General features: G+C 44.7%; 27 protein-coding genes. 12 read left to right on the forward strand and 15 right to left on the reverse strand.

The window, feature by feature from the left end; genetic code table 11:
• Positions 1 to 14: 14 nt before the first annotated feature.
• Complete coding sequence (allD, locus tag H9659_RS04885) at positions 15 to 1,064, forward strand: ureidoglycolate dehydrogenase (RefSeq protein WP_191688801.1); 1,050 nt, start codon at positions 15 to 17, stop codon at positions 1,062 to 1,064.
• A gap of 349 nt (positions 1,065 to 1,413) precedes the next feature.
• On the opposite strand, the gene H9659_RS04890 is transcribed toward allD, so the two are convergent.
• From H9659_RS04890 to H9659_RS04905, 4 genes are all read right to left on the reverse strand, one after another.
• Entirely contained in the window at positions 1,414 to 2,646 is a 1,233-nt protein-coding gene (locus H9659_RS04890; RefSeq protein WP_191688802.1) for a Zn-dependent hydrolase, read from the reverse strand.
• A 139-nt stretch (positions 2,647 to 2,785) separates the two neighbouring features.
• Complete coding sequence (locus H9659_RS04895) at positions 2,786 to 2,944, reverse strand: hypothetical protein (protein ID WP_191688803.1); 159 nt, start codon at positions 2,942 to 2,944, stop codon at positions 2,786 to 2,788.
• Complete coding sequence (locus H9659_RS04900) at positions 2,941 to 3,186, reverse strand: glutaredoxin family protein (protein ID WP_191688804.1); 246 nt, start codon at positions 3,184 to 3,186, stop codon at positions 2,941 to 2,943. The genes H9659_RS04895 and H9659_RS04900 overlap by 4 nt, the downstream gene beginning before the upstream one ends.
• A 239-nt stretch (positions 3,187 to 3,425) precedes the next feature.
• Complete coding sequence (locus tag H9659_RS04905; RefSeq protein ID WP_191688805.1) at positions 3,426 to 4,682, reverse strand: dicarboxylate/amino acid:cation symporter; 1,257 nt, start codon at positions 4,680 to 4,682, stop codon at positions 3,426 to 3,428.
• Between the two features lie 212 nt (positions 4,683 to 4,894).
• Between H9659_RS04905 and pgeF the strand changes: the two genes are divergently transcribed.
• A complete protein-coding gene (gene pgeF, locus H9659_RS04910) occupies positions 4,895 to 5,653 on the forward strand; it encodes a peptidoglycan editing factor PgeF (RefSeq protein WP_191688806.1) in 759 nt (252 codons plus the stop codon).
• A 24-nt stretch (positions 5,654 to 5,677) separates the two neighbouring features.
• Here pgeF and H9659_RS04915 read toward each other — a convergent pair whose 3' ends face one another.
• Positions 5,678 to 6,763: a CdaR family transcriptional regulator gene (locus tag H9659_RS04915; protein ID WP_191688807.1), complete on the reverse strand. Its 1,086-nt coding sequence runs from the start codon at positions 6,761 to 6,763 to the stop codon at positions 5,678 to 5,680.
• Between the two features lie 129 nt (positions 6,764 to 6,892).
• On the opposite strand from H9659_RS04915, the gene H9659_RS04920 reads away from it, so the two are divergent.
• The gene (locus H9659_RS04920; protein WP_191688808.1) at positions 6,893 to 8,035 is read left to right on the forward strand and encodes a glycerate kinase; all 1,143 of its coding nucleotides are present in this window, start codon (positions 6,893 to 6,895) and stop codon (positions 8,033 to 8,035) included.
• Positions 8,036 to 8,156: 121 nt separating this feature from the next.
• Here the strand turns inward: H9659_RS04920 and dacB are convergent, their stop codons facing one another.
• Complete coding sequence (gene dacB / locus H9659_RS04925; protein WP_191688809.1) at positions 8,157 to 9,680, reverse strand: D-alanyl-D-alanine carboxypeptidase/D-alanyl-D-alanine endopeptidase; 1,524 nt, start codon at positions 9,678 to 9,680, stop codon at positions 8,157 to 8,159.
• Positions 9,681 to 9,941: 261 nt separating this feature from the next.
• On the opposite strand from dacB, the gene H9659_RS04930 reads away from it, so the two are divergent.
• A complete protein-coding gene (locus H9659_RS04930) occupies positions 9,942 to 10,361 on the forward strand; it encodes a hypothetical protein (RefSeq protein WP_191688810.1) in 420 nt (139 codons plus the stop codon).
• A 54-nt stretch (positions 10,362 to 10,415) separates the two neighbouring features.
• Here H9659_RS04930 and H9659_RS04935 read toward each other — a convergent pair whose 3' ends face one another.
• Positions 10,416 to 11,465, reverse strand: a complete 1,050-nt coding sequence (locus H9659_RS04935; RefSeq protein WP_191688902.1) for an LLM class flavin-dependent oxidoreductase — start codon at positions 11,463 to 11,465, stop codon at positions 10,416 to 10,418.
• A 183-nt stretch (positions 11,466 to 11,648) separates the two neighbouring features.
• Here H9659_RS04935 and H9659_RS04940 point away from each other — a divergent pair, with 183 nt between their 5' ends.
• The 3 genes from H9659_RS04940 to H9659_RS04950 all read left to right on the forward strand — a co-directional run bounded on the left by H9659_RS04940 (position 11,649) and on the right by H9659_RS04950 (position 13,921).
• The gene (locus tag H9659_RS04940; RefSeq protein WP_191688811.1) at positions 11,649 to 12,572 is read left to right on the forward strand and encodes an ABC transporter ATP-binding protein; all 924 of its coding nucleotides are present in this window, start codon (positions 11,649 to 11,651) and stop codon (positions 12,570 to 12,572) included.
• On the forward strand, positions 12,541 to 13,485 hold the full coding sequence (locus H9659_RS04945) for an ABC transporter permease (RefSeq protein ID WP_318240689.1): 945 nt from the start codon (positions 12,541 to 12,543) through the stop codon (positions 13,483 to 13,485). Before H9659_RS04940 ends, H9659_RS04945 begins: the two co-directional genes overlap by 32 nt.
• A 271-nt stretch (positions 13,486 to 13,756) precedes the next feature.
• Positions 13,757 to 13,921: a hypothetical protein gene (locus H9659_RS04950; RefSeq protein WP_191688813.1), complete on the forward strand. Its 165-nt coding sequence runs from the start codon at positions 13,757 to 13,759 to the stop codon at positions 13,919 to 13,921.
• Between the two features lie 180 nt (positions 13,922 to 14,101).
• On the opposite strand, the gene H9659_RS04955 is transcribed toward H9659_RS04950, so the two are convergent.
• The gene (locus tag H9659_RS04955) at positions 14,102 to 15,541 is read right to left on the reverse strand and encodes a protein adenylyltransferase SelO (RefSeq protein WP_191688903.1); all 1,440 of its coding nucleotides are present in this window, start codon (positions 15,539 to 15,541) and stop codon (positions 14,102 to 14,104) included.
• 153 nt (positions 15,542 to 15,694) lie between these two features.
• Between H9659_RS04955 and H9659_RS04960 the strand changes: the two genes are divergently transcribed.
• Together H9659_RS04960 and H9659_RS15370 are read left to right on the forward strand one after the other, a co-directional pair.
• Entirely contained in the window at positions 15,695 to 16,243 is a 549-nt protein-coding gene (locus H9659_RS04960; RefSeq protein ID WP_191688814.1) for a sigma-70 family RNA polymerase sigma factor, read from the forward strand.
• Positions 16,233 to 17,324 (forward strand): helix-turn-helix domain-containing protein, encoded by a 1,092-nt coding sequence (locus H9659_RS15370; RefSeq protein ID WP_225217649.1) that lies wholly within the window; start codon positions 16,233 to 16,235, stop codon positions 17,322 to 17,324. Before H9659_RS04960 ends, H9659_RS15370 begins: the two co-directional genes overlap by 11 nt.
• Before the next feature lie 60 nt (positions 17,325 to 17,384).
• On the opposite strand, the gene H9659_RS04970 is transcribed toward H9659_RS15370, so the two are convergent.
• The 7 genes from H9659_RS04970 to H9659_RS05000 form a co-directional block, all read right to left on the reverse strand.
• Positions 17,385 to 18,536, reverse strand: a complete 1,152-nt coding sequence (locus H9659_RS04970; RefSeq protein WP_191688815.1) for a hypothetical protein — start codon at positions 18,534 to 18,536, stop codon at positions 17,385 to 17,387.
• The gene (locus H9659_RS04975; RefSeq protein WP_191688816.1) at positions 18,533 to 19,051 is read right to left on the reverse strand and encodes a sigma-70 family RNA polymerase sigma factor; all 519 of its coding nucleotides are present in this window, start codon (positions 19,049 to 19,051) and stop codon (positions 18,533 to 18,535) included. The genes H9659_RS04970 and H9659_RS04975 overlap by 4 nt, the downstream gene beginning before the upstream one ends.
• Positions 19,052 to 19,160: 109 nt before the next feature.
• Positions 19,161 to 20,822 (reverse strand): ribosomal protection-like ABC-F family protein, encoded by a 1,662-nt coding sequence (gene abc-f, locus H9659_RS04980; RefSeq protein WP_191688817.1) that lies wholly within the window; start codon positions 20,820 to 20,822, stop codon positions 19,161 to 19,163.
• A 425-nt stretch (positions 20,823 to 21,247) separates the two neighbouring features.
• Positions 21,248 to 21,598, reverse strand: coding sequence for a rhodanese-like domain-containing protein (locus H9659_RS04985; protein ID WP_191688818.1), 351 nt, complete (start codon positions 21,596 to 21,598; stop codon positions 21,248 to 21,250).
• A gap of 115 nt (positions 21,599 to 21,713) precedes the next feature.
• Positions 21,714 to 21,869, reverse strand: a complete 156-nt coding sequence (locus H9659_RS04990; protein ID WP_191688819.1) for a hypothetical protein — start codon at positions 21,867 to 21,869, stop codon at positions 21,714 to 21,716.
• A gap of 72 nt (positions 21,870 to 21,941) precedes the next feature.
• Positions 21,942 to 22,625: a DUF1129 family protein gene (locus H9659_RS04995; RefSeq protein ID WP_191688820.1), complete on the reverse strand. Its 684-nt coding sequence runs from the start codon at positions 22,623 to 22,625 to the stop codon at positions 21,942 to 21,944.
• A complete protein-coding gene (locus H9659_RS05000) occupies positions 22,612 to 22,953 on the reverse strand; it encodes a PadR family transcriptional regulator (RefSeq protein ID WP_191688821.1) in 342 nt (113 codons plus the stop codon). The genes H9659_RS04995 and H9659_RS05000 overlap by 14 nt, the downstream gene beginning before the upstream one ends.
• A gap of 183 nt (positions 22,954 to 23,136) precedes the next feature.
• On the opposite strand from H9659_RS05000, the gene H9659_RS05005 reads away from it, so the two are divergent.
• From H9659_RS05005 to H9659_RS05015, 3 genes are all read left to right on the forward strand, one after another.
• The gene (locus H9659_RS05005; protein ID WP_191688822.1) at positions 23,137 to 23,886 is read left to right on the forward strand and encodes a GNAT family N-acetyltransferase; all 750 of its coding nucleotides are present in this window, start codon (positions 23,137 to 23,139) and stop codon (positions 23,884 to 23,886) included.
• 80 nt (positions 23,887 to 23,966) lie between these two features.
• A complete protein-coding gene (locus tag H9659_RS05010; protein ID WP_191688823.1) occupies positions 23,967 to 24,737 on the forward strand; it encodes an STAS domain-containing protein in 771 nt (256 codons plus the stop codon).
• A 77-nt stretch (positions 24,738 to 24,814) separates the two neighbouring features.
• Positions 24,815 to 25,306: a hypothetical protein gene (locus tag H9659_RS05015; RefSeq protein ID WP_191688824.1), complete on the forward strand. Its 492-nt coding sequence runs from the start codon at positions 24,815 to 24,817 to the stop codon at positions 25,304 to 25,306.
• Positions 25,307 to 25,365 lie beyond the last annotated feature (59 nt).

The following is a 25,365-nucleotide window of genomic DNA, read 5'->3' on the forward strand; positions in this document are numbered from 1 at the left end:
AAGGAGTGTTGGAGATGAACGTATCGATTGAGGAATTGAAAGAACTGATGGCAAACAAACTGACACAAGCGGGGCTGCAACGGAAAGACGCGGAGGTAGTTGCCGATGTGCTCGCTCACGCTGATGCTCGCGGAATCTTTTCACACGGGGCGATGCGGACGGAATATTACGCGGAGCGAATAGCAAAAGGCGGCATTACTGTTAATCCGGATGTTCAATTCAAGAAGACCGGACCAGGAACTGCTGTACTCGATGCAGATAACGGCGTGGGGCACGTAGCCGCAAAAGACGCGATGACCCGTGCGATTGAAATGGCCAAGGAAAACGGCACAGCCATTGTCGGTATTCGTCGGATGAGTCATAGCGGAGCCATGTCCTACTTCGTCCAACAAGCGGCGGAAGCTGGAATGATTGGAATTTCAATGTGCCAATCCGATCCAATGGTCGTTCCTTTTGGCGGAGCTGAGCCGTATTTCGGCACAAACCCGATAGCGTTCGCGGCGCCTGGCGTAGGCGACGACAAGATCATTTTCGATATGGCGACAAGCATTCAAGCATGGGGAAAGATCTTGCATGCAAGGTCGAAAGGTGAATCCATTCCGGATACGTGGGCAGTGGACAAAGACGGCGTGCCGACGACAGATCCATTTAAGGTGACAGGATTGCTCCCGATTGCCGGACCTAAAGGCTACGGTCTTATGATGATGATAGATATCTTGTCAGGTGTATTGCTTGGACTCCCTTTCGGCAAGCACGTGTCATCGATGTATCATGATTTGACGAAAGGCAGGGAACTTGGACAACTCCACATTGTGATCGATCCAGGTGCCTTCACAAGTTCCGATCTGTTCCGCGCCAACATTTCCGGTATGATGAAGGAATTGAATGAGGTGAAACCAGCTCCAGGATTTGACCAAGTGCTATACCCCGGTCAGAACACAACTCTTCAGGAGAAAGAGTCGTTGAAGAACGGCGTGGAGATTGTAGATGAAATCCTTGAGTACTTACGTAGTGATGTCGTTCATAATAACCAATATGATCATAAGGATCCTTTTGCAAAGTAATCGTGTTGGCCGGCCCTCTGAATATGGGCCGGCTTTTTTTACGATTTCACTCGTTGTCGATCAGTTTGGAGCGGTTGCCGTTCACTTGCAGGGAATTCTCGATCTCTGGAGGGTATTTCTCCGACACTTGGAGTGATTTCCCCGACACTTGAGGAAAATCCCCGATAACGGGACACAATTAAAGTGAGTTGAGGGCTTTAATCGGTAGATTCTACATTGCCCTTTTGTGATCCAATTCATCAGCCGATGGAATTTGGTGTGAATTGGCAAAATCACTCGTTTCAAAGATGAACACTTACAAAAAACAGTACAGCGAGACTACTACTGTCCCACCGTACTGTTTTAACGATTACACAACTTTAGCTTGTCTTAGCATGAATGCACGCAACACTCCTGCCCCTTCCAACAATTCCTCCATGGATGTATACTCCGCAGGGTTATGACTAAGTCCGTCTTTGGATGGAACAAAGATCATACCGGTCGGACAGAACGCCGCCATATTCATGGCGTCATGACCTGCACCGCTCGGCATTTCCAGCCAATTCACACCGCGCTCTTCACACACTGCTTTGAGTTCATTCACCACTCCGACATCCATTTGAACAGGCTCTTCACTCGAGATGGCATCCATCCAAATGTCTAAGCCACGTGCTTCGGCCACTTCTTTAACCGCTGTTTCAAGTGCATCCACGACACGCTGCCGTGATTCTGTGTTCGTACCTCGGATGTCGACGTCCATCTCGGTTGCACTTGGTACGACATTCATAGCACCCGGTTTTATCGAAAATACACCGACTGTCCCAACTGTACCGTACTCAATCTCCGCAATTGCAGCCCGCTCAACAGCTAGTGCAATTTCAGCACCGCCAAGTAGCGCATCATGTCGATAATCCATCGGAGTTGTCCCTGAGTGATCAGCTGTTCCTCCAACGTGAACATGGAAACGGACAGGTGCGGCAATGGCAGAGACAACACCAATAGCCGCTTGCTGTTTCTCCAGCACTGGTCCTTGCTCAATATGCAGTTCTACAAACGCTTTGAATTCATCTTGAAAGCGCATGGCTAAGTGGACTTCTTCCAAGTCGAGTCCGTTTTCTTCAAACGCTTGCATGAGGGTAACGCTGTTTCGATCTGTTAGCGAGCGAGTATATGCAGGATCCAACCGTCCTGACATTGCTTTGCTGCCAAGTGTCGATGCTCCAAAACGTGACGATTCCTCGCAGGCGAAGATTATGACTTCCATCGGATGCTGCGTTTTAACGTCGTCATCCGCAAGCGAGCGCATCACTTCAAGTGCAACGAGCACACCAGCGGTTCCGTCAAATTCCCCTGCTGCATAGACCGAGTCGATGTGGGAACCTGTTGCTACTACGGGCAGCTCAGCTGTCGTTCCTTCACGTCGGGCGATGACGTTTCCCGCGTAATCTGTGCGCACAGCGAGGCCGGCTCCTTCGAACTGCCGGATCATATATTCCCGTGCTTTACGCTCCGTTTCTGTATAAGCGAGTCGGTTGATGCCTTCCCCTTCCTCTGTAAACTTCGCAAGTTCTTCAAATGACCGACGCAATCGATCCAGCTTCATGACAATTCCCCTTTTCATATAAGTGCATAATGCAAATGAATTCACAAAAAATTCGTTCACTCCTATTGTAAAGTATCGCAAGTTCATAGAAAAAAATCAAACCGGCTACCCCATTTAAAGTTAAGGGATAGCCGGTTTGTCAGTTCATCCATTCCATGATCACGAGAAAAATGCCGGTTGCAAATAACGCAACGTGTCCGATGCAAAACTTCGGGAATAATTTCCGTGTCATTTCCTTTTCCACGTCTGTTTCAACAGAACACGTCATACAGCGGAACTTATCAACAATACGCTTCACTGAGCCTCTCCGCGAAGGGCTTTTTGGACACCTTCAGGATCAAATCCTAAAATCCAGACGTCATTCAATTTGGTCTGAGGCACACCCATCTGTCCAGTCGTTTTTACGAGTCGCTTACCTGCTTCTTGGTCTACTGAAACATTGACGGTTTCATATGGAATTTTTTGTTCATCCAAATAATTCGTCATCATCGTGCAGTAAGGGCAAGTAGAAGATACATAAACGGTTGCTTGAGGTGTCATGACATACACTCCTTCTGGTTTTAATTGACTCCATCATATACCCTCACAGGTATTAAATCAATCTATTAGCTCGATGCAAACATCTCCGTGCGTGCTCGTCGAGTAAGAAGAAGTAGGATCCTTGGATTTACACTCATTCCAATGAGGCAATACGCAGACTCCATGCGAAAAACCAGCTTTCAGGACGCATATCGCATCACCGAAAGCTGGCTCTGACCAGTCTATTGGAACGCTACTCTTTACGAGTGCGCCGCAGTTTCTTCTGTGTGTTCTTTTGAAGCACCTTTTTGTTTTTCTGTACGACTAATGAGCGTCGTACCTACGAGGTCGCCTGTGACGTTCAGTGCAGTTGCCCCCATTCCAATCAGAGCATCAATCGACGTAAGCAAAGCGACTGCTTCAATCGGTAAGCCAAGCTGCACAAAAACCGTTGCAATCATGACAATCCCAGCACCTGGTACGCCTGCAGTTCCAATTGAGGCAAGCGTTCCGACCAAGACCACCGTTAGCATGTCCGTCAACGACAGCGGGTTACCCGAAATATTTGCAGCAAATACTGCAGACACGGCGATTCGTATCGCCGCCCCATCCATATTGATCGTAGCACCTAACGGCAAACTGAAACCATACAAACTTCGTGGCAATCCTAAATCATGGGCTGCAGTCAACGACAATGGTAATGTGCCTGCACTGCTCTGCGTCACAAATGCTGTCGTAATCGGAGTCCGGGTATGTTTGAAAAACGTGAGCGGATTCACTTTGAATAACAACATGGCGACAATGTACAACACGACTTGTGCAAGCAATGCCGCATAGAGCACACCAATCATTCCACCGAGCGAAAGAAGTGTATCGACCCCTTGGCTTCCCACCGTTTTTGCCATAATTGCAAATACACCAATCGGTACGTATTGTAAAATCCCTTTCAGGATGAACAGCGATGCTTCGTTCAGCGCACTAATCGTTTTCAGCAAATGATTACCAAGCTCGTTCAACCCTTCGGATCCCCGCATAGCAGAAATTGCAATACCGAAAACGAGAGCGGTAAAAATGATTCCTAGCAAATTCATTTCTGTGAATGCCGTGACAATGTTTGATGGGACTATATTCAGTAACACATTGACAATTCCGGGGTTATCCGGGACCTCAAATGTCTCACTCCCGTCCAACTTCATGCCTGATCCAGGTTGGAAAAGCGTCGCTACCGCGAGCCCTACAACAATTGCAACTGCAGAACTGAGCGTGTAATAGATGAATACTTTCCCACCCATTCGGCCGAGGTTCGAAATCGTTGTCTGATTCACACCAACAATGAGCGTAAATAATATGAGGGGGATGATCAGGAAGGTCAAAAGACGGATCAACAGATCTCCAAGAGGCGCAAACATGCTCGCTTGCTCGCCCATCAGCAATCCAACTACTACCCCTAAAATCAGGGCTATCGTTATTTTAAGAATCAAAGATGCATTCGCATATCGGTTCCAGAGTGCTTTCATGTATATTGGCATCCCCTTTTCTTCATTTTTCGATTAATTCCTATCTGCTTACTAGGGAATAACATAGTCTACAATAATGCACAAAAATTAGGTTGTCAATGTCTCTGCTCAATACGGCAGGGTGTATTCATTTCTTCCCTATCCCATGCACAAATAATCCCATGACGTGGTACAATTATTAGCAAATCTTTTGAAAACTGGAGGTGCATGGTATGAAAATAAAGCGATACGACTTAAAAGGAAGCTCACTCTCTGGTATTACGTTGAAAGATCCTAGTGCACCTGAAGACCATAACTTAGCATTACACGCGTGCTTAAATCCGGCTAATGTCTTAAAAAACCGTCAAACCCTCGCTGCATCTCTTGAACGTGCAGTTACCGATTTCGTCTGCGCTAACCAAACCCATAATTCGAACTTCCACAAAGTAACCCGTTCGGATTGCGGACGAGGTGCTACAGATCAGGCAACTGCTATCCCCGACACGGATGCCCTGTACACGAACGAACGTGGTATCGTTCTCGCTGGCTTCATGGCAGACTGCGTACCTGTGCTTTTTGCCAATGAACCCGCAGGTATCGTAGGCGTCATCCATTCCGGCTGGCAAGGTACCGTCAAAGAAATCACGCCGAAATTGCTCCAACATCTCATTGAACACGAAGGATGTTGTCCGGAAGATTTCCAGGTAGTGATTGGACCAGCACTTAGTCAAGACAAGTTCGAAGTGGACAAGGATGTCTACGAGAAGTTTCATGCACTCGGCTATGCGGAACCATGGATTTTGTTCAATGAAATGACAGGTAAATATCATATTGATAATCAGCGGACTGTGAAAACGCAGTGTGAACTTGCTGGCATTCCAAGTGCTAACATTATGATCGATCCGATATGTACATTTCAAAGCAACGATGGGTTTTCATACCGGCAAGACAAGAAGACCGGGCGACATCTTGCATTCATCGGATTAAAATGACCGAGCGGATTTCGCTCGGTCATTTTATATCCGTGCGCCAGCTTTTAGCAACATGGCATATTGCAGTTGAACTGCCGAGCTGAAGCGAGTAGGATCCAACCCTGTGAGTTCAGTGATTCGTTTCAGTCGGTACGAAAGCGTATGTCGGTGTATTCCAAGCTCATTTGACGTATTTTGAACATGCTGGTCGCAGTCAAAATAGGTTCGAAGCGTCTCCATTAGCTGCTCGTTAAGATTTCCTAACAGTTTCTCCACGTAATGCTCGTGCAAAGGTTGCTGGTATGCTCCTACCAACGCACGCATTGCAATTGCTTCAAAGTCGCTGATGACTTCATGCTTCACACTGAACTCAATCGCATGGAGGGCAGATTCATAGGCCAATACGATATCCTCTTCTACGGACACTGTTTTACCGATTCCAACTTTAAGGATCGAAACACCTTTCCGTTTATAAGCATGTTCCACTCTTTTTTTCACTATCTCCCGATCCACACCCCATATTAGAAACGGTATGACATGGCCATGATCCGCTCCAGGCAGCACAGATCGAATTCCCAGCGCTTCTGCTAACCAATCTGCTAGACGATTGGGAATACGTGTCGTCTCACTTTGGTGAACAATCACAATTGTAAATGGACCCTTCAAAGAAATTGATAACACATTCATCCGATCCAATGTAGCTCCTGAAACCGGGTGCCCACTAACCAATTCTTTGAACACTAATTCCCTAGCAGTTCGCTTCCACTCCGTTTCCGCAGTCAACAAAGACTGATGTACCATCATTTCAGTTGTCAACTGGACAAGAGGCGCAACATCTCTCAGCTCCTCCTCGGTTCCTGTAATGCCGATAACTCCAACTAGTTGTGATTTATAATGTACCGGTAAATTCACACCGGGCTTTGAGCCTGGCCATTCCTCTAAACTCTCTTCGGATATCCATATTGATTTACCGGTTTTTGCTACATGCGCTGCCCCTTCATGGATTCGGTCTACCCTCTCCATTTCTCCTGAAGCTAAAATCATTCCATTCGTGTCCATGACATTCAAATTCCAAGATAATCTAAGCATCGTTTGTTCAACAATTTCTTCTGCCAGACGCTTTGTCAGCACATAACCACCTCTATGTATAAAATAATCTACAAATCTGTTTAATAGTTATACAACAAGTCTAATGTATTTAGACTATTCTGTACATATAATAATAGACATCAACTACTATGTGATAGGAATGATGTTTGTATGAGGATACTCGTTGCACCCGATTCCTTCAAAGGGAGCTTGTCTGCTCTGCATGCAGCTGAAGCGATAACGGAAGGGATTCGTGAAGCTGATCCTACTAGCACAATCCATTTACTTCCTGCAGCCGATGGCGGGGAAGGAACAATGGAAAGCTTGGTCGAGGCGACAAATGGGAGATTCATATCTCGGCTTGTCGAAGGGCCACTTGGTCACCTCATCCCAGCGCGCTACGGCATGCTAGGAGATAACGCTACTTGCGTGATCGAGTTAGCGGAAGCTTCCGGCCTCATGCGTCTCGAAGATCGAGCTCAGAATCCACTGATCACGTCATCTTTTGGAACGGGGCAGTTACTCTTACACGCACTGAATGAGGGATGCCGGAATTTTATTATCGGACTTGGGGGAAGTGCCACTAATGACGGGGGCGCAGGGATTTTACAAGCACTTGGAATGAGATTGCTAGACTCAAAAGGGGATGAAATTCCTAAAGGAGGAGCTGCACTGCAGCAATTACATGTTATCGATTCGTTCTTTTTCGATCCTCGCATTGCTGAGAGCACGTTTCTAATTGCAGCAGATGTCACCAATCCGTTTATCGGACCAGACGGTGCTTCGTCAGTTTTCGGACCTCAAAAAGGGGCATCTCCCACGGAGGTTGAAATTCTTGATAGAAGTCTTACCAACTTCGCAGACATTATTGAGCAGCATACAGGAATTTCGTTGCACCATACACCAGGTGCAGGAGCAGCTGGCGGGGCTGGCGGGGCATTCCAAGTCTTCTTTCCGAGCACTTTCAAACCCGGTATAAGTGTCGTATTAGAAACGCTACGTTTTGATGAATACTTGGAAACTGCCGACCTTGTCATTACCGGAGAAGGGCGTTCTGACAGTCAAACTTTTTCAGGGAAAACGCCTTATGGAATTGCACAGGCAGCCCGGCTTGCAAATGTTCCGGTAGTTCTAATTTCCGGAACCATTACAGAAGAAAGTCGGGCTGCGCTCGGTGACTTATTTGATAGTGTGCACGCAATCACTTCAGTCAGCGTAACAGTAGCCGACGCCATGTTGAATCCATTCAATTTGCTAAAAGAAACCGCAAAACAAGCAATTCTGCAGGTTAAAAATAAGTCCCATAGCGAATAGGATATGATGAGACTGTCACTAAAGGATTGCTCATTCACTCATTTTCGATTTTGAAAACCTAGTAGATCATACACAATAAGAAAGCAGATATTCCAGGGAGATCCGGAATATCTGCTTTCATTTATAAATCGGCTTCCGCGATTGCAGTTGCGATGGCGTCCTCTATTTGTGTCACAGGTCCCGTAATATAATTATTAATCATGATTGAGAACACGAGAGGGGTTCCTTTTTTTGTTGTCACGTACCCTGACAGTGTGGATACACCTGTGATCGAACCCGTTTTCGCAGCTACATTCCCTTTAGTCGACTCCCCTTTAAGACGATTGCGAAGGGTTCCGCCAACCATGCGTTCCGCTTCGCCTGCAAGTGGCAGCGATTCTCTGAACGCAGGATACCAAGACTCTTCTTGGGCCCGGACGAGAAGCGTCGTCAACGTTTCTGATGAGACTAGATTTTTGTGTGACATGCCGGAGCCGTCTCGCAGCAACACCGTATCTTTTGCAATACCGAGTCCTTCAAGCGTTTCAGACATTACCGCAAGGCCGGCGTTCCAACTTCCCTCCCCCTTTTCGACTCTTCCCATTTCTTTCATGAGCATTTCTGCGTGTCCATTGTTACTCAGCTTCATGAACGGAATGAAGATTTCATTTAGCGGCATGGACTTTTTGATTGCGAGCGTTTTAGCGTTTTTGGGTGTTATTGCACGCTGAAGTCCTTTTTTTCCATTCACTTGAATACCTTCCTTCTTCAAGGCATTCCGGAATACATCGAGCACAAGTTCCGATGGTTGCCAAACCGCCGTCCATGAACGTGAACTTGAGGCACCGACCGGAATGGAGCCTTCCACAATAATTCGATTTGTCCCATGTTCCCGGTGGATGGAAATCGTCTTTTTACCTTCTTTTCCAACTGTCGTCGCTTTATTCACAATAACGGATGTCTTGGTTGCAGGTGTTAACGAAATGTCCGGAAGCGCGCCCGCTTTTGCCCCCGGCTTCACCTCTACAATGACTGTCCCTGTATCATAATCTTCATTCGGCGAAAGCGTGAGAGCCGATACTTGTGCACCCACATAGTTGAATTCATCCGACCAATTCAAGTCCTGGGAATACCGGTCATCGTCATACCAACTGTCATCTGCAAACAAATCACCTTGAATGGTTTTGATGCCTTGTTGCTTCAACTGCTTCGCAAACTTCACCAGGTCGCTTTGAAGAAGCGTCGGATCTCCTTTTCCTATTAAATATACATCCCCGTGAAGTGCAGATCCTTTTTGCTTCCCCGTCGTTGCCACTTCAGTTTGGAATCGATAGTCTGGTCCAAGCACCTCTAAAGCTGCGGCTCCTGTCAGCAATTTCATATTGGACGCAGGCCGCAAACGAATATCACTCATATGAGAATAGACCGATTCGCCCGTCTCCGCATTTTTGACACTCACTCCTGTAATCCCGCCCTGCAACTTCGGATCTGCTAGCAGGACGTCCAATTTTTTGGAAAGTGCAGAGGATGCATTTGCAGGTGTAGTAATGAGTGCTGCTGAAGCGGCGATTGCTGGAAATGTTTGCTCATATGCAATCGGGAGATATGCGACAGCGACTAACAAAGCAAGTAAAAGAAGTTGTTTTCCATTTCGTTTGTTTAGCATTCAACACCAATTCCCTTCAATTTTTCTTTAGTATATCAATTTTCTGTGGAATAAACTGTTACAATAAAGAATAATCAGAATTTAATGATTTGGTTACAGAACGTTGGGCTAGGTCGCCTGTCCCACAACTCATCCACTGTTAGAGTTTATGTGGATTCATGGCGGTGTATGAATTGGCTGTTACGATGTTTTCTGCAGAACTATTAAATCCGGGGGTATGTGGATGGATGTTGCTCTGAAACGGGCGGGTTCTCCTCCGGAATGAGCGGGTTGACTCCGGAAACGAGCGGGTTCTCCTCCGGAACGGGCGGGTTACACCCGAGAACGAGCGGGTTCTCCTTCGGAACGGGCGGGTTACACCCGGAAACGAGCGGGTTCTCCTTCGGAACAGGTAATTATTATGAAAGGAGCTTTTGCTTCATGAGAGAAACAACTCAAGACGAAACCGTCAATGAACCACACGACGGAATTCACCTTGTCGTCATACTTGTCATTGCAAGTATCGGGGTATGGCTGCACCTGTCCGAATGGGTGATTTCAGGAATTGAGGCGGCCTATTTTGCACTCATCTTCCTCTTTGTTGATAAAAAAGGAGGGGGGAAATTAGTCAAGTATGCAGTCGTCCTTTTTGTTCTCTGGGTTATTCAAAAGTGGTTATTTGGTGTAGCTCCTTTATCCTGACTAAAAAAGGGCGACAGTGTCTACAAACACACTGCCGCCCTCCCTTTATTCATCTCACGATTCTGTTTCCCATTCCGCAATTGCTTCCCGGACTTGCGGTGCCACTTCCGCACCGAGCAAACGGATTGCACTCATCACTTCGTCGTGTGGCATGGAACCGACAGGAACGTGAAGCAGGAATCTTGTAATTCCGACTTCTTTCCGCAACTTGATAATCTTTTTCGCCACATAATCCGGATCACCTACATACAATGCCCCTTCCAGACTTCGTGCATCATCATACGCATCTCGATTATAGGGTGCCCAACCACGCTCTTTGCCAATTACGTTCATGGCGTATTGTGTAGAAGGGAAAAATGCATCTGCAGCTGCCCGAGTCGTTTCCCCAACGAATCCATGCGAGTGGGAGGCAATCTTTAATTTTGTCACGTCATGCCCTGCTGCAGCCGCAGCTCGCTTGTATAACTGCACGAGTGGGGCAAATTGTGTAGGACGTCCTCCGATTATCGCAAGTACAAGTGGCAGTCCTAACTTTCCTGCTCGTACGACAGATTCAGGGTTTCCCCCACTGCCAATCCAGACGGGTAAAGGATCTTGTACAGGACGCGGATATACACCTCTTCCGTCAATTGCCGGTCGGTGTTTTCCATCCCATGAAACCATTTCCGTTTCACGCAATTTCAATAACAGATCCAATTTTTCATTGAACAGCTCATTATAATCCGACAGATCTTGTCCAAATAACGGGAACGATTCGATGAATGATCCCCGCCCCGCCATAATTTCAGCTCGTCCATTCGAGATTCCGTCAAGTGTCGCAAAGTCTTGGAATACGCGTACTGGATCCGCAGAAGATAATACGGTAACTGCACTGGTCAATCGGATGTTAAAAGTTTGCGAAGCCGCCGCGGCAAGCAATACCGCTGGCGAAGAGGCTGCGTAATCTGCCCGATGATGTTCACCGACACCGAATACGTCGAGCCCCACCCGATCTGCGAGCACAATCTCCTCCACCACTTCTCTTAAGCGTTCTGCATGACTCTTCACCTTTCCTGTTTCCGGATCAGGCGTTGTCTCAACGAACGTGCTAATTCCTATCTCCATCATTTCTTCCTCCTAAGTGCATTATCGATTTTCTTCATTGTACTCGTGATTGAGACAAAATGGGGAAAGCAACAACCGTTTATTTATCATTCCCAAAAATATGAAACTATATGAACTTCTATCCGTATACCTTATTATGGACTTCATTTTACCTATTAAGTACGAAACAAAGGGGGAAATAACATGGGACCCACTCCTATCGTGGAATTGAAGAATTTATCTAAAACGATCCGTGGAAAGAAAATTATCGATGACCTGAGTTTGCAGCTATATCCTGGCCAGATCACAGGCTTTCTCGGCCCAAATGGTGCGGGTAAAACGACTACCATCCGCATGATGGTCGGGCTTATGGAAAAAAGCGGAGGAGAAGTTGTGATTGACGGACAAACGCTTTCCGCAGATTTTGAAGAAGCGCTGTCTAAAGTAGGCGTCATCGTCGAAAATCCGGAAATGTATAAATTCATGTCCGGGTACAAAAACTTGCTGCACTTTGCGCGCATGCAAAAAGGGGTAACAAAAGAACGTATTGACGAAGTCGTGAAGCAAGTTGGCATGCAAAATCGTATCCATGAAAAAGTCGGTACCTATTCGCTCGGGATGCGTCAGCGTCTTGGTCTCGCTCAAGCCTTGCTGCACAGACCAAAATTCCTGATTCTGGATGAACCTACTAACGGACTGGATCCTGCAGGAATTCGTGAATTCCGAGATTACTTGCGCCTCATTGCTGAAACAGAGAACGTTTCTGTTTTCGTATCGAGCCACATGCTGTCAGAAATCGAACTCATGTGTGACCGGATTGCTGTCATTCAAAACGGCAAGCTAGTCGATATGCGCGATATGAGTGAGACACAAGAAGCTCATTATTATGTTGAAGCTTTTCCTGCTGATCAAACATTTGAACTCCTTGGATCTCTCGGGTTCAAGACAGAAAGCGTCAACGAAGGGTTCGTGATCCAAGCGGAAAAAACACAAATTCCAGAACTCGTTAAAGCGTTGGCTACAGCCGGGTTAGAGCTTTACGCAATCCAACCGCATCGTAAAACACTTGAGGACCAATTCCTCGAATTGACAGGAGGTGGCCAACTTGCTGAAACTGCTTCAAAATGAGTGGATGAAACTGTGGTCGAAAAAAGGGACTTGGATCATGGCTGGATTGATGGTCATACTCATTATTGGCTTAGCGGGGATCATGAAATGGTCGGGTAGTCTAATGGATGAGGAATCCGATTGGAAAGCTAATATGCGTAGTAATTTGGAGATGGAAAAGACCTCTTTAGAAATGGGTGACCTTAAAGGAGAAAGTAAACGCCTTGCAGAAGAAAATGTTCAAATCTATGAATATCGACTTGCAAATGATATTGCACCACTGAATGACATTAGCCGGGAAAGTATGATTTACAATCCATCAGTTGGCAGCATTGCGTTATTGCTCACTGTCATTGTAGCTGCAGGCATCGTTGCATCCGAGTTTTCACAAGGAACGATTAAAATGTTGCTGACGCGTCCCGTAAAACGTTGGAAGATCATGACTTCCAAGTATCTAGCCATCTTGTTATTCGGTATTTTGCTGATGCTCATCGGTTTTATCACTACTATCCTAAGTGCATTCATATTCTTTCCATCAGAGGGCGGGCAAGCTCTCGCTATATCTGGCGGCAACGTCGTGGAAGTTTCCATATGGAGCCACGGACTCTATATGCTACTCCTCTCATTTGTCAACGTAATCATCACTGCAACGTTCGCGTTCATGATTGGAAGCGTGTTCCGCTCAAGCGGGATGGCAATTGGGCTATCCTTATTCATCTACTTCACGGGAAATGTCATTGTCAGTCTCTTAAGTAGATTTGAGATCGTGAAATACCTCCTATTCACACACATGGACCTTACAATTTACGAGTCTAATTTCGTTTTGAATGATGACATCACATTGCCCTTCTCGCTAGCAGTCTTAGCTGTCTATCTTATCGTCTTCCTAATCGTCAGTTATACAGTGTTCACTAAGCGGGATATTACAGCGTAACTTATATGCACCAGTACGAGATGACAGTTTCAAAATGAATAAAAGCGAATAAAACCGACTACACTTCTAATAAAAGTGAGTTGGTTTTTTTGTATGGAAAATGTTACTCATTCAACGATAGTGCAGCAATCGTTCGCATGTCAACAAGCTTTGTATGAAAACACGTCATCGTTTTGTAACAATTGTTACAGTAACTTTTCTTGAATTCTTAAAAAATTAGTTTACCCCTAGTATCTACCGGGTAAAAATACTTATAGAGGAGGGACAGAATATGCAGACAGAGTGTGAAAGTTATGTGATGGTACGTGAGCTACATCACCTCAACGAAGAATATCAACTTGCGCCCACTCAATTGAAAATGATAATCCTCACTGACATCCGCCTGATCGAAGACGCCCTCAGCCTTTTGAATGATGAAACCACTCCGACCACCTAAGTTTTCTTGCCTGATTTTTCCTTGAAGTTAATGATACGATTCATAAACCCCCTAACATTTCTCGAAGTGTGGGGATTCCTAAAGAAAACCAGCTCCCTCGACAGTGAGAAATGTCGATTACAAGCTGGTTTTTTTGTTTTATGATTGTGCTGCCAGAACTTAGGTTTACACTGAGCTCAATTACGTTCCACAGTACGTACGATAAGGAACTGTTGAATCCAGTGGTACTCCATATGCCGCCTGCTCTTCTGAATACGAATAAGGAAAAGCCAGAACCCGATTTAACTGGTTCAAGACGCTAAAGTCTCCGTTCTCTGCTGCCTTGATCGCTTCTTCCACCCGATGATTTCGCGGAATCACTGATGGATTGCTGCGTCTCATCAATGCATTAGAATCACTGATGGATGCACGTTGTTGCTTCTGTCGCTTCATCCATTTTTTTCTCCACTCGCAAAAGGCATCTTGACTAAACCAATCCGGCTGCTCTCCACTTTCATCTGTCAATGCTCTGAACGTATTCGTGAAGTCTGCTTGAGCCTCTTTCATCAGCAGCAACAACTCTTTTGAAAGAGCTTCATCTTCAGGTTGTTCATCCAACAAACCTAGCTTCGCTCGCATCCCATTCAGCCACTCCCGCTCAAAAATTTCACCAAACCGGCCGAGTTGTTTCTGCGCAATGTGAATGGCCACGTCTTGTTTCTCATCAAGCAGCGGCAGTAAGGTTTCTGCAAACCGTGCCAAGTTCCACGATGCAATGCCCGGCTGATTGCCGTATTTGTAACGCCCATTCACATCAATGGAACTGAACACAGTCGCTGGGTCGTATGTGTCCATAAATGCACATGGTCCATAGTCAATTGTTTCCCCGCTAATCGTCATATTATCGGTATTCATGACCCCGTGGATGAACCCGACTAGCTGCCACTTGGCAATCAATGCTGCTTGTTGCTCGATAACCTTTCCGAGCAGCAGTTCATATGGATTTTCCTCTGAGGCAACTTCTGGATAATGCCGCTCTATCGCGTAATCCGCCAACACCTTCAAATCTTCAGGTACTTGACGAGCAGCTGCGTATTGAAACGTGCCCACGCGTAAATAACTGCTAGCTGTCCGGACAAGCACAGCCCCGGGTAATACAGTTTCACGAAGCACGTCATTGCCCGTTAACGTCACCGAAAGACTCCGTGACGTGGGGATGCCCAATGCGTACATCGCTTCACTAATGATATACTCGCGTAACATGGGTCCAAGTGCCGCCAGACCATCGCCTCCGCGTGAAAATGCTGTGGGACCAGATCCTTTTAAGCCGATATCCACTCGATTTCCAGATGGGGTCAATTGCTCACCCAAAAGTATGGCACGTCCGTCACCAAGCATCGTGAAATTCCCAAACTGATGGCCAGCATACGCCTGGGCGATTGGCGAAGCGCCTTCTGGCAACTCATTTCCTGAAAGCACTTCCTGACTTAGCTTCTTCACCTGCAGTCCAAGTGATTCAGCAAGGCCCTCATTCACCAAGACCACTTTGGGAGACGCGGCCTTTTTCGGACTCGCTTCTGCAAAAAAAACTTCTGGTAACCGACTATAGCTATTGTCCAATTTCCATCCTGATTCTGAAATCACGTGATCACTCCCTTTACCTGTATACTACCCCTTGCTTGATGATTAACGATAGAAAAATGAATTCTTTGATTGAAAAATGAAACGGTCGTGCTTTTTCACTCGTCTTTAAGGTACACCTGAGTGGAGTGCAGTGAGAAAGGATGGATTGGCATGCCTCGTGATAACAAGTCCGTTCCAGAATGGAAGCAGGATGAGTGGCTCGAACAATTGATGGATCAATATGGAAACCGATTGACGAATCTTGCGTTCAGTTACCTAAAAGACTGGGGACGCGCTCAAGAAGTTGTCCAAGATGTATTCGTGACTTGTTTTCATCGAGCTCATCAGTTGGATGAAATTCGATCTATTGAAGCATGGTTATATCGTATTACAATCAACCGATGTAAAGATGTGTTGAAAAGTTCATGGTTCAAGCGTGTAATTGTTGGGAGCCCGCTCTTTCAATTTCTTCGATCTAAAGAATATATTCCACATGAACACACGCTTCAAAACAGTGAGGATGAACAGTTGGTGCAATGTGTGCTAGCACTACCACTCACGTATCGTGAAGTCATTTTGCTCTATTATTACGAGGATCTGACAGTACCTGAAATCAGTGCACTGCTAGACGTGAATCAAAACACCCTTCGCACCCGACTAAAGAGAGGTCGCGAACAATTAGCACAACTGCTGGAAGGCGGGGATCAGGATGAAAGATAAGGAGAAAAAAATTCGTTCCGCTTTTGACAAGACCGTTTTTCGTAAAGAATCATTTACCCAACAGCACAAACAGGTTGTCAGACAAAAAATTCGCCGTTCACAACGTCCAGCTCGATTTGTTCCTGCTATAGTTGGAACAATTGTAGCGATATCTTTGTTATTCATAGGTATTTTTCTAGTAAAAGGCGAACTGTTAGATTCTACAAAACAGGCTGGAATAATAGGCAATGATGCGAATAATTCAGGGGTGCTCACTATAGAGGACTTTTCAGCAAGACCATTTCTTGCGAATGAAACCTACTACATTGTCATGCCAATAGTGTGGAATGGAAAACAGGATGCGACAATTAATTCCATTGAATTAATCAAAGAGAATCAGCAATCCCTTACTACCACTGATGGAATTTCTTATACATTCTATCTTGCAGACGCTATGAAAAATCCTGGTGTTTATGGTCGCGATCAAATTGGAAAAATCAATGATATTCATGACTTTGTAATTGAAGGTGAAAGTAGCTTAATTTTAGAGGTATCATTGAGAAATGTAGTTCCTGACAAAACGCGTACCATTAAAATTTCATATTCCGTGGACGGCGAAGAAAAAGAACAACTCCTTGTAGCAGGCGTTGTACAAGGCTTGCAAACGCTGCCTGAAGACCAGGTTAGTGAGCAGCCTGCCACTGATTTGAACACTTCGGAACAGAACGTATACACTGCATTTGAGAAAGATTTAGATACTCAACATTTAGCGGGGTTATCACCAATGAGCGTTGCAAAGCTCTACATTCATGCTTCATATTCAGGAAATTATGAGGTCGTCTACGCACTTTACACCGACCGCAAAGAGTACGTTCACTGGAGTAAAGAGGAAGATCAAGCAATCCTTGAATCAGATCGCGGTACACCTGAACAATTGACTCAACAGTACCGGAATTTTGAAGATGGTCGATTTCTTCAGACAAGTAAAATTGAAGGCTATATTGAATATTACCCAAAAAGTGAAAGCGAATCACCTTCTGGATTTCAACTGATCAAAAATGAAGACGGCATTTGGCAAGTAGCATTCATGCCCATTCAGTAAATAGTGAAAACCAGCGGATCCATCGTAGAGCTCCCTGCTCTTCGATGGATCCGCTGGTTTTTAGTTTCCCTGCGGTTTTTTCGTGTCTATAACATAAAGCGGCGTCTCCGGTCCTTCTCCGTTTACGATGAGTTTTCCGGATTCATTAAAACGCGGTTTGACAAGTCGTTCTCCGACACCGTCCAACATCGTAATTGGTTCAGCAGTACTCTCTTTCAGGCGAAATAGTTTTACAGTATCGCTTTCACCTTTTGTCACGCTTAGAGCTAAATAATCATCATAGATTGCATAGGCGCTATTTTCAGGGACATCCAAAATATGAACTTTACCAGTGGCTAAGTCAAGATAACCTAGCGATGCATCACTTCCATTGGAAGAAAATTTACCATAGATCCTATCATCACCAAGTGTTAGATAGGAGAAACTTTCATAAGGTAGCGTATAGGTTTGTATTAGTTCTTGATTCTCTAAATTATAGATGGATACGTTCAATGAGTTTCCGTTATCTTCTTCCACTTCTTCTGCCACTGCCAGCCATTCCTTCGTTACTGCAGGTGAACTACCACCACCTTCTATTTCATGTAGTAGCAACTTTTCCTCCTTGTTTAAATCATATACATAATATGCTGGCATTTCGGAAAGCCCTAAATATATCATTTGGTCTCCTACCAACTGAAAACTTCCATAGCCTTCTAACAGCACATGCTGTTCACCTGTTTGCCGATTTAGAATGTGGATTCCGCGTCCTCCCCATATCACCCAGTTTTCATTTGCTGCTAAATCCACACTCGAAAACTCAATTCTTTCAGTTGACGCTACCAATACCGTCTCTGCCTGATCGTCGATGGAATACGAATAGATCCCTCCTTCATCGGTATGAATGATTTCAGCATTTTCTTCAACATAAATGGAATTGATTAAACTCGGATATGTTACATTTGGTACGATGACTTTTTGGATTGTTTCTTTGGATATAAATTCCTGGAAAGTGCGCTCTTGTTGCTCTTGCTGCACATAAGGGACTAAGAGAACACTTGCCACAACTACAAAGACGGCAGCTGTCAAGAGCGGCTTCACAACTGTTCGCTTAGGCGGCCCTTCGGAAACAAGCCGTTGTTGTGCTTGATAGAGAATACGTTGCTTTACCGTATATTCTAAAACCAGTCGTTCCTCCAATGTTGCGTCCAAGTGGTTCTGCACTCTATTAGTCATCCGCCGTTCTCCTCCTTCAGAATTCCTTTTAAAAGTCGTCGTCCTCGTGTTAATCTGGTCTTTACTGTATTAACGGAGCACCCTAGTACATCCCCTACTTCTAATACCGTCAATTCCGCATAATAGTACAACCAGATCACTTCTTTATACTTTAGCGGGAGCCGTTCGATTAGCCTCTTCAACTCTTCACTCGATTCCTCGTGTATCACTTGTTCTTCAGTATTTTGAAAGGATACTAGTATCTGGACAACTTGATGGGAGAGTTCTAGCTTACGGTAATGCCAGCTTTTGAAAAGGTTGTGGCATTGGTTGATCGCTATCCGATATAAGTACGTTTTAACGGAGGAACGATGTTCGAACTTATCGATATGTATGTAATATTGAATAAAAACCTCTTGGACGATATCCTCCGCTTTGGCCCTCTCTTTTACGATGGCATATACGACACGAAGTAAATAATCTCCATGTATATCCATCGCTTCAGTAAGCAACCTGTCACGTTCTTGTATTTCCAATCCCCCACCTCCGCTTTCTCTCAAATTATTAGACAATACATAATGGGATATGGTTTCATTTTCCGTCTAGGAAAAAAAGCAGAGCGCGGGTGCCTCTGCTTTTTCGTTTTCAGCTATTCAATTCCCTCAGTAGCCGGGTTAACTCAAGAAATTGCTGATCTAGTTTGCTGTATTCCGGATTCTCAGGGGTCAGCAGGCTCAACTTACCTAATACCGCTTGTAATTCCGTTTCGAGCCGGAGTTTTTCTTGGCCGGAAGATATAACTGGAGCAGAGGAATTCCGTTCTTCCCATTCCACCAAACTATACGGTACTTTACGAATGGTCCCTTTTTCAAATAACAGCAATCCATCTGCCATACGCTCAGTGAAATATCGATCGTGGGATGCAAACAGCAATGTGCCCGGATAAGTTTCCAGGGTGCGCTCCAGCTCTTCACACGACGGTAGATCCAAGTGATTCGTCGGTTCATCCAGCAATAACACATCCGTTTTCCTGAGGATGAAATCGAGCAATTTCACTTTAAGCCGCTCACCTTGACTAAGGGCACCGAGAGGCAGCTGCCATTGATCCGCAGTAAAACCCAAGTTAGTCAATTGAATTCGAAGGAAACCTTGCTCCTCGTAAGACGGCGAATAAAAATATTGAGCCATTGTCTGGTCATCCGGTAAATCGAAGGCGGTTTGACGCAAGTATCCGAGTGTCATGCCCTCTGATAGCCAGACATCCCCATCGTAATCGAGTTCTCCTAAAAGCATTCGGAACAGTGTCGTTTTCCCGGAACCATTCGGTCCAAGCAATGCAAGCCGCTCACCTGCCTGCACAGTAAACGAAGAATGTTGAAAGAGCGGTTTGTTGCCAAACGCTTTACCGGCATCTTTCAGCTCCAACACGCGCTTCCCTTTCTTCTTCAGCCCTTCCAGTTCAAATGAGACAGATGTTTCTGTAGCGGGCACCTCTACCCGATTTTTCTCAAGTTCCGCTTCCAATCGGGTTTTCTTGGAACGGATTTGAACGTTCCGCTTTTTTACCTTCTTACGGTAATATTCTTTAGCTCCTCCTCGTTTCGTGGACATGGCATGCCCTTTCTCAGACCATTTATCAAGCTGCTCGATTTGCCCTTCTATTTCAGCAATGTATTGTTGCTGTTCATCATAATGCTTTTGCTGTACGAAACGCTCATGCTCTTTCTGCTTGCGGTAGTCTGTATAATTCCCTTCATAAACCGTCAGTTTACCGTTTTCAATCTCATAAACGATATTTGCAAGATGGTCGATGAAATACCGATCATGAGAGACGAACAGCATGGTGCCTTCACGTACTTGAAGTGTTTCAATGAGCCGTTCCACACTTTCCGCGTCCAGATGGTTGGTCGGTTCATCCAGCAACAAGAACTCACGGTTTTCAGCCAGCGTAGCGGTAAGTCGCAGTTTGACTCGCTCTCCACCACTTGCATGAGCATATTCTACTTCTTTTGGGAGGTGCCAGTGGCTCCGTTTTTGAAAGAGCTCAGTTTGCGTCCAGTCCACGGGGTCTTCTGTTTCAGCCTCTTGTTTGTAATAAGAGATGGAAGGTGCTCGACCGATCCATTCCATTCTTCCGGAAGAAGGTTCTCGTTCTCCTGCCAAGATGGACAAAAGCGTCGTTTTGCCTGCCCCATTCGGTCCGACAATTGCTATTTTAGCTCCTTGTGGAATTTCTGCGCTGAGTTCGTTAAAAATATGCACATCTCCATATCCCACTGATACCTTGTTTACTATTCCTCGTAACATTTACATTCCTCCAGTTGGAGGGGAACACAAAAAAGACCCCTCCGTAAATTAATCGGAAGGATCGGTTCTGTCGGCATCTCAAAAAAGCCACAACTCTCCTGATGAGCATCATGATATCGACTCAGCAAAGGTTGAAAGTGGTAATTATAAATGGACAGACCAATCCCGTTTTTCCACACAACGAATCATTCGTTTTGAGAAATCAGGAATTAGTTATCCATCAGCCACACTCAACCCTTTCTGTCAGTTAGTCTCACCAGTATATCAAATTTAGAATTGTTTGCAAGTTGGTGGATACAACTTATTCATTACTAACTTTCGATTATTTCCGGGGAAATAATCTTCATTCCGACATTATGAAGTAATGATTTACACAGATAACTACGGAAATTGTCAGTTTGTGCTTAGTAGATATCTCTACTCAATTACTGCCAAGCGCTCATCCCGCCTTTAACATTAATGACATCGGAAAATCCTGCTTTCTTCAGCATTCCTGCTGCGCGGGCACTTCGCATACCGCTTTGGCAGATTACATACGTTTCTTTGTCTTTGTCGAGCTCACTCATACGTTTCCCTAAATCATTTAGAGGAATATTTTTAAATTCCTTTACGTGGCGGCCTTTGTATTCACCAGGTGTTCGCACATCTACAAATTGCTTCGATTTATCTTTCGTCAATGCCTTTACTTCAGTTGTGGACATCGTACGGATACCTTTTGCCGGTTTCATGCGCCACACAAAGAATGCAACAATTAATAGGACTATGATCCAACTCATCTGAAACGCCTCCAGTTGTTTTCTATTTTCTTAAATATACCTGCACGGGTATATGAAAGCAATGAATCTGCCTATAAAAAAACGCAGTACCCAATAGGTCTGCGTTTGGTATAGTTTATCTCTTCTCCGATAGTGCTAAAAAGAAAGTGGCTACCGGGCCAAGCAGAAGGGATAGCAAGAACCAGTTGAATCCTGACCGGTTTTTCCCTTGTGCCAATACGGCATTGATCAGCGCGAGCGTTCCCCATCCAACGAAGTAGCCTTCATTCATAACAACAACCTCCCGATCCGTCTGTACTTCTATCTGTACTACGGATTGCGAGTCCATTCGGTTTCGTTTCCATCAAGAAATACCCTCATTTGTGCGGGAAATCCATTGACTTACAAGTAATAGTACAAAACCTGCCAGTAAAGAAGCTAACCAAGGAAACTCAATAGCAGGACCCCTCTCTTTAAAAAAGAAGGCGATCCCCATAAGTAGTCCAAATACCATAACTCCAGTCATTCCGCCTCCTATCGCAAATTTCCAAGTGCTTTTCTTTTCTTCAAATGCCGTTTTGTTCACCATATTTATTAAAAGTAGTACACCTACTGCGGTTATCAAGAGAACCGCTGCAAGCAGAGCTATTGTTGATACCACATATAGACGTTCGTCTACTGGTTGGAAAAATGACATGATGCCTAAAATAGCACCACGTGCAATAACCATCCAGCCTAATACACCGACTGTCAGTTGTATTCCAAATAACAGTTGGTTTTTCTTCTTCTCTTTTGGCATCTGTGCAATCAATTCATCTGCATACGCTTTTGGATCTCTGCCGTATATTTCCTCTGCACTCTTTCCATCTTGCTGGCCTTCCAATAGATGCTCAAGCATTTCCATCAATAACTCCTCTGTTGCTCGTTCAGACAACAAGAACTTAGAACGGATGTATACGAGCATATTGGAATAGTACCGTTCATTTTCCTCCGTCAACTGTTCCCGCTTTTCATTGTTCTCTTGAATCAGTTCCTTAGTGGTCACCATGCTCAACCTCTCCTTTCAATAACGCAGTTACTGGCACCGCAAGTTTTCCCCATTCACTTCGAATGAGTTCCAATGCCTCTTCGCCATCTGCGGTTAACGTATAATATTTCCTTCGAGGTCCTGATTCGGACGCGCGCATCTCCCCTACTATCCAATTATTTTTCTGTAACCTCAGCAATACAGGATATATCGTACCTTCGCTCACATCGTCGAGTCCGACTTTCTGCAGCTTAGCGGAAAGCTCATAGCCATACACTGTCTCTTTTTCGATTATGGCAAGCACACAGCCGTTTAATATCCCTTTTAGTAACTCACTTCTAACCGACACGCGACCACTCTCCATCCAGTATGTTGCCTTACAAGGTAGCATTATAAAAAACAACTACCTTGCGTCACAAAGTAGCAATAGGGTTAGTATATTCCTGCCTTTTTTATATGTCAACCAGAATGTTCAGATAAGTGCATTCCATCTCTAAAATATATGATAGGATGTTAGAAGGAGGGGTCATCTATGATTAAAGTTACATTTGAAGATATTTATAACGCAGGGTCTGTAGCTGAGAGATCTGATACATATATCCATTATCATCTACCTGAGATGCCACTCTATTATGACAGCAATTTCATAGCTTTTAAAAAGATGCCCACTGTCAACGAGTTTCAAAAAGCAGAACGTGACTTGAAAATTTATCACACCGCACGCGGGCAACATCATCTGAAGTTTACATTCCCGGAGAATGAACCTATTTCAAAAGAAGTGAACGCTTATTTAAATCGTCATGGCTATGAGATCGGTTTTTTAGAATTATATGCACTTCAACCAAAGGATTTTCCTAGTGTTTCACCGTCTTCAGCTATTAACGTCCAACCCGTGACTGCAGACTATCTCGAAGAGTTTCTTCACTTACAGCGAACAATTGATGAGCAATTCGGGAAAGAGTTTGCAACACAAAAACAGCTGCAGCATAAAAGAAACTTCTCAGATCCTGGTTTTGTTCAGCTTGTTGCATATTCCGATGGTGAAATAGCTGGTTCCGTAGATTTAATCGTCAACGAACAGACTGTTGAAATTGACGGGTTGCACGTGTTGGAAAAAATGAGGCATAAAGGTATCGGAAGTCAGTTGCAGCAATGGGTGATGGAAATGTTCACTGATAAACTAGTCATTTTGGTCGCTGATGGTGAAGATACCCCTAAAGACATGTATCAGCGACAAAACTACAAGTATATGGGCTATCAATTTGAAGCGGTAAAAGCGTGATGAATAGTTCGAAAAAGAATTTCCGAATCAGGATATGCTAGTGTGAGACAGAATCCTAAATAGGTCAGGACGTGAAGCAGATGAAAAATCTTGCCCAATCTATACAGACACAATTATTAGAAGCCATGTTGGATGGCAGCCGGGTGGCGACACTAGTCACAGACGCATCTCAACCGGACAATCCGATCATCTATGCAAATCGAACGTTGGAGAAGATGACCGGTTACCCTTTATCTGAGACAATCGGTCGGAATTGTCGGTTCCTTCAAGGTGAAGATACAGATCCGTTTGCTGTCAAACAGCTTCGTGATGCAATTCAAGCTCAGGAGTCGATTACGATTACACTGAAAAACTATAGGAAAGATGGTACTGAGTTTTGGAATCGTCTTTCTATAGAACCTCTTCAAATCGAGGACCACTTATTTTTCATCGGAACTCAAACGAATGTTTCGGTTGAATATAGACAACGCGATAAACTTTCAAGTAAAGAAATTGAAATTGAACAACTGATGCTTCCGATTATGAGGATACAAGACAATCTTGCCGCCGTGTCACTTATTGGAGAAATGAGTGTCCAGCGATTCAACTTATTAACACAAAAACTTTGTGAATTTGTTCAACATCATGGAGTAGATCATATCATCCTCGACATTACGGGCTTGTTCTGGAATCATGAGTCTCCGATGACAGGCTTGCTAGCCATTCAGGACGTCTTAAAACTTATGGGCACTCAGTTATATGTCACCGGTATATCTCCAAAAGTGGCGCAGTCATTCATTAATGGGCAAGTGACAGGTCAGCAACTTATAACATTCTCAAATATTCGGCAAGCGATAGATCAGATAAAATAATCTCCGCAGTTCAAGAGTATTGCTAAAATATTCTTGAACGCATCTTTTGTTTTAGCAAGCAATCAGGAGGACAAACTATGCTACCTAGAAAAATCCTAGCCGCTTCTCTATCAGGAATGCTGTTCTGCATATTGCTTGGTTTCTTTCTCCCCAATCCATTCGGGGAATCGATCCCTTCAATCTCTCAATACTTCGGATCGGTGCTGCTTAGTATTTCAGGGTATCTCCTCTTCGGCATCCCACTCATACTTGTTTACGGAATAACATGTTCAATTATCAGCGAAAAAATAGCCATTTTTCTTAGCGAAAAAGTAAAATTCAATCGTTCAGATTTTTTTCTTTCGGGATTGCTCCATGCAAGTTTCGGATTAGTATTTTCAGGATATGGTCTAGTCGCTTCATTACTGTTTTTTGCAGTAGACCGTGTGATCAAAAACCGTAACGTCCACGTGTCACGTAAGCGACTCATCCAAGCACTCGTTCTACCAATCGCAGTATACCTCCTCTGTCTAGGCACTCTTGCAGCAGCAGATTTCTTCGGTGGGGGCTGGAAAGACTTGCTCGTTTAAAAATCAAGATTCGAGTTGCATGCTTGCTAATAGCTGTGCTAGACTTTGAGACAATCGAA

The sequence above is a fragment of the Sporosarcina gallistercoris genome (assembly GCF_014836415.1).
In the GTDB taxonomy this organism is placed as follows: domain Bacteria; phylum Bacillota; class Bacilli; order Bacillales_A; family Planococcaceae; genus Sporosarcina; species Sporosarcina gallistercoris.

What these genes read in the sequence shown, in the direction of transcription:
- H9659_RS04900 (WP_191688804.1), bottom strand. Translation starts at nt 3,186, where the DNA reads ATGACACCTCAAGCAACCGTTTATGTATCTTCTACTTGCCCTTACTGC.
- H9659_RS04960 (WP_191688814.1), top strand. Translation starts at nt 15,695, where the DNA reads ATGCCTCGTGATAACAAGTCCGTTCCAGAATGGAAGCAGGATGAGTGG.
- H9659_RS04970 (WP_191688815.1), bottom strand. Translation starts at nt 18,536, where the DNA reads ATGACTAATAGAGTGCAGAACCACTTGGACGCAACATTGGAGGAACGA.
- pgeF (WP_191688806.1), top strand. Translation starts at nt 4,895, where the DNA reads ATGAAAATAAAGCGATACGACTTAAAAGGAAGCTCACTCTCTGGTATT.
- H9659_RS15370 (WP_225217649.1), top strand. Translation starts at nt 16,233, where the DNA reads ATGAAAGATAAGGAGAAAAAAATTCGTTCCGCTTTTGACAAGACCGTT.
- H9659_RS04990 (WP_191688819.1), bottom strand. Translation starts at nt 21,869, where the DNA reads ATGAATGAAGGCTACTTCGTTGGATGGGGAACGCTCGCGCTGATCAAT.
- allD (WP_191688801.1), top strand. Translation starts at nt 15, where the DNA reads ATGAACGTATCGATTGAGGAATTGAAAGAACTGATGGCAAACAAACTG.
- abc-f (WP_191688817.1), bottom strand. Translation starts at nt 20,822, where the DNA reads ATGTTACGAGGAATAGTAAACAAGGTATCAGTGGGATATGGAGATGTG.
- dacB (WP_191688809.1), bottom strand. Translation starts at nt 9,680, where the DNA reads ATGCTAAACAAACGAAATGGAAAACAACTTCTTTTACTTGCTTTGTTA.
- H9659_RS05005 (WP_191688822.1), top strand. Translation starts at nt 23,137, where the DNA reads ATGATTAAAGTTACATTTGAAGATATTTATAACGCAGGGTCTGTAGCT.
- H9659_RS04930 (WP_191688810.1), top strand. Translation starts at nt 9,942, where the DNA reads ATGAGCGGGTTGACTCCGGAAACGAGCGGGTTCTCCTCCGGAACGGGC.
- H9659_RS05010 (WP_191688823.1), top strand. Translation starts at nt 23,967, where the DNA reads ATGAAAAATCTTGCCCAATCTATACAGACACAATTATTAGAAGCCATG.
- H9659_RS04940 (WP_191688811.1), top strand. Translation starts at nt 11,649, where the DNA reads ATGGGACCCACTCCTATCGTGGAATTGAAGAATTTATCTAAAACGATC.
- H9659_RS05015 (WP_191688824.1), top strand. Translation starts at nt 24,815, where the DNA reads ATGCTACCTAGAAAAATCCTAGCCGCTTCTCTATCAGGAATGCTGTTC.
- H9659_RS04890 (WP_191688802.1), bottom strand. Translation starts at nt 2,646, where the DNA reads ATGAAGCTGGATCGATTGCGTCGGTCATTTGAAGAACTTGCGAAGTTT.
- H9659_RS04905 (WP_191688805.1), bottom strand. Translation starts at nt 4,682, where the DNA reads ATGAAAGCACTCTGGAACCGATATGCGAATGCATCTTTGATTCTTAAA.
- H9659_RS04935 (WP_191688902.1), bottom strand. Translation starts at nt 11,465, where the DNA reads ATGGAGATAGGAATTAGCACGTTCGTTGAGACAACGCCTGATCCGGAA.
- H9659_RS04920 (WP_191688808.1), top strand. Translation starts at nt 6,893, where the DNA reads ATGAGGATACTCGTTGCACCCGATTCCTTCAAAGGGAGCTTGTCTGCT.
- H9659_RS04985 (WP_191688818.1), bottom strand. Translation starts at nt 21,598, where the DNA reads ATGAGTTGGATCATAGTCCTATTAATTGTTGCATTCTTTGTGTGGCGC.
- H9659_RS04995 (WP_191688820.1), bottom strand. Translation starts at nt 22,625, where the DNA reads ATGGTGACCACTAAGGAACTGATTCAAGAGAACAATGAAAAGCGGGAA.
- H9659_RS04950 (WP_191688813.1), top strand. Translation starts at nt 13,757, where the DNA reads ATGCAGACAGAGTGTGAAAGTTATGTGATGGTACGTGAGCTACATCAC.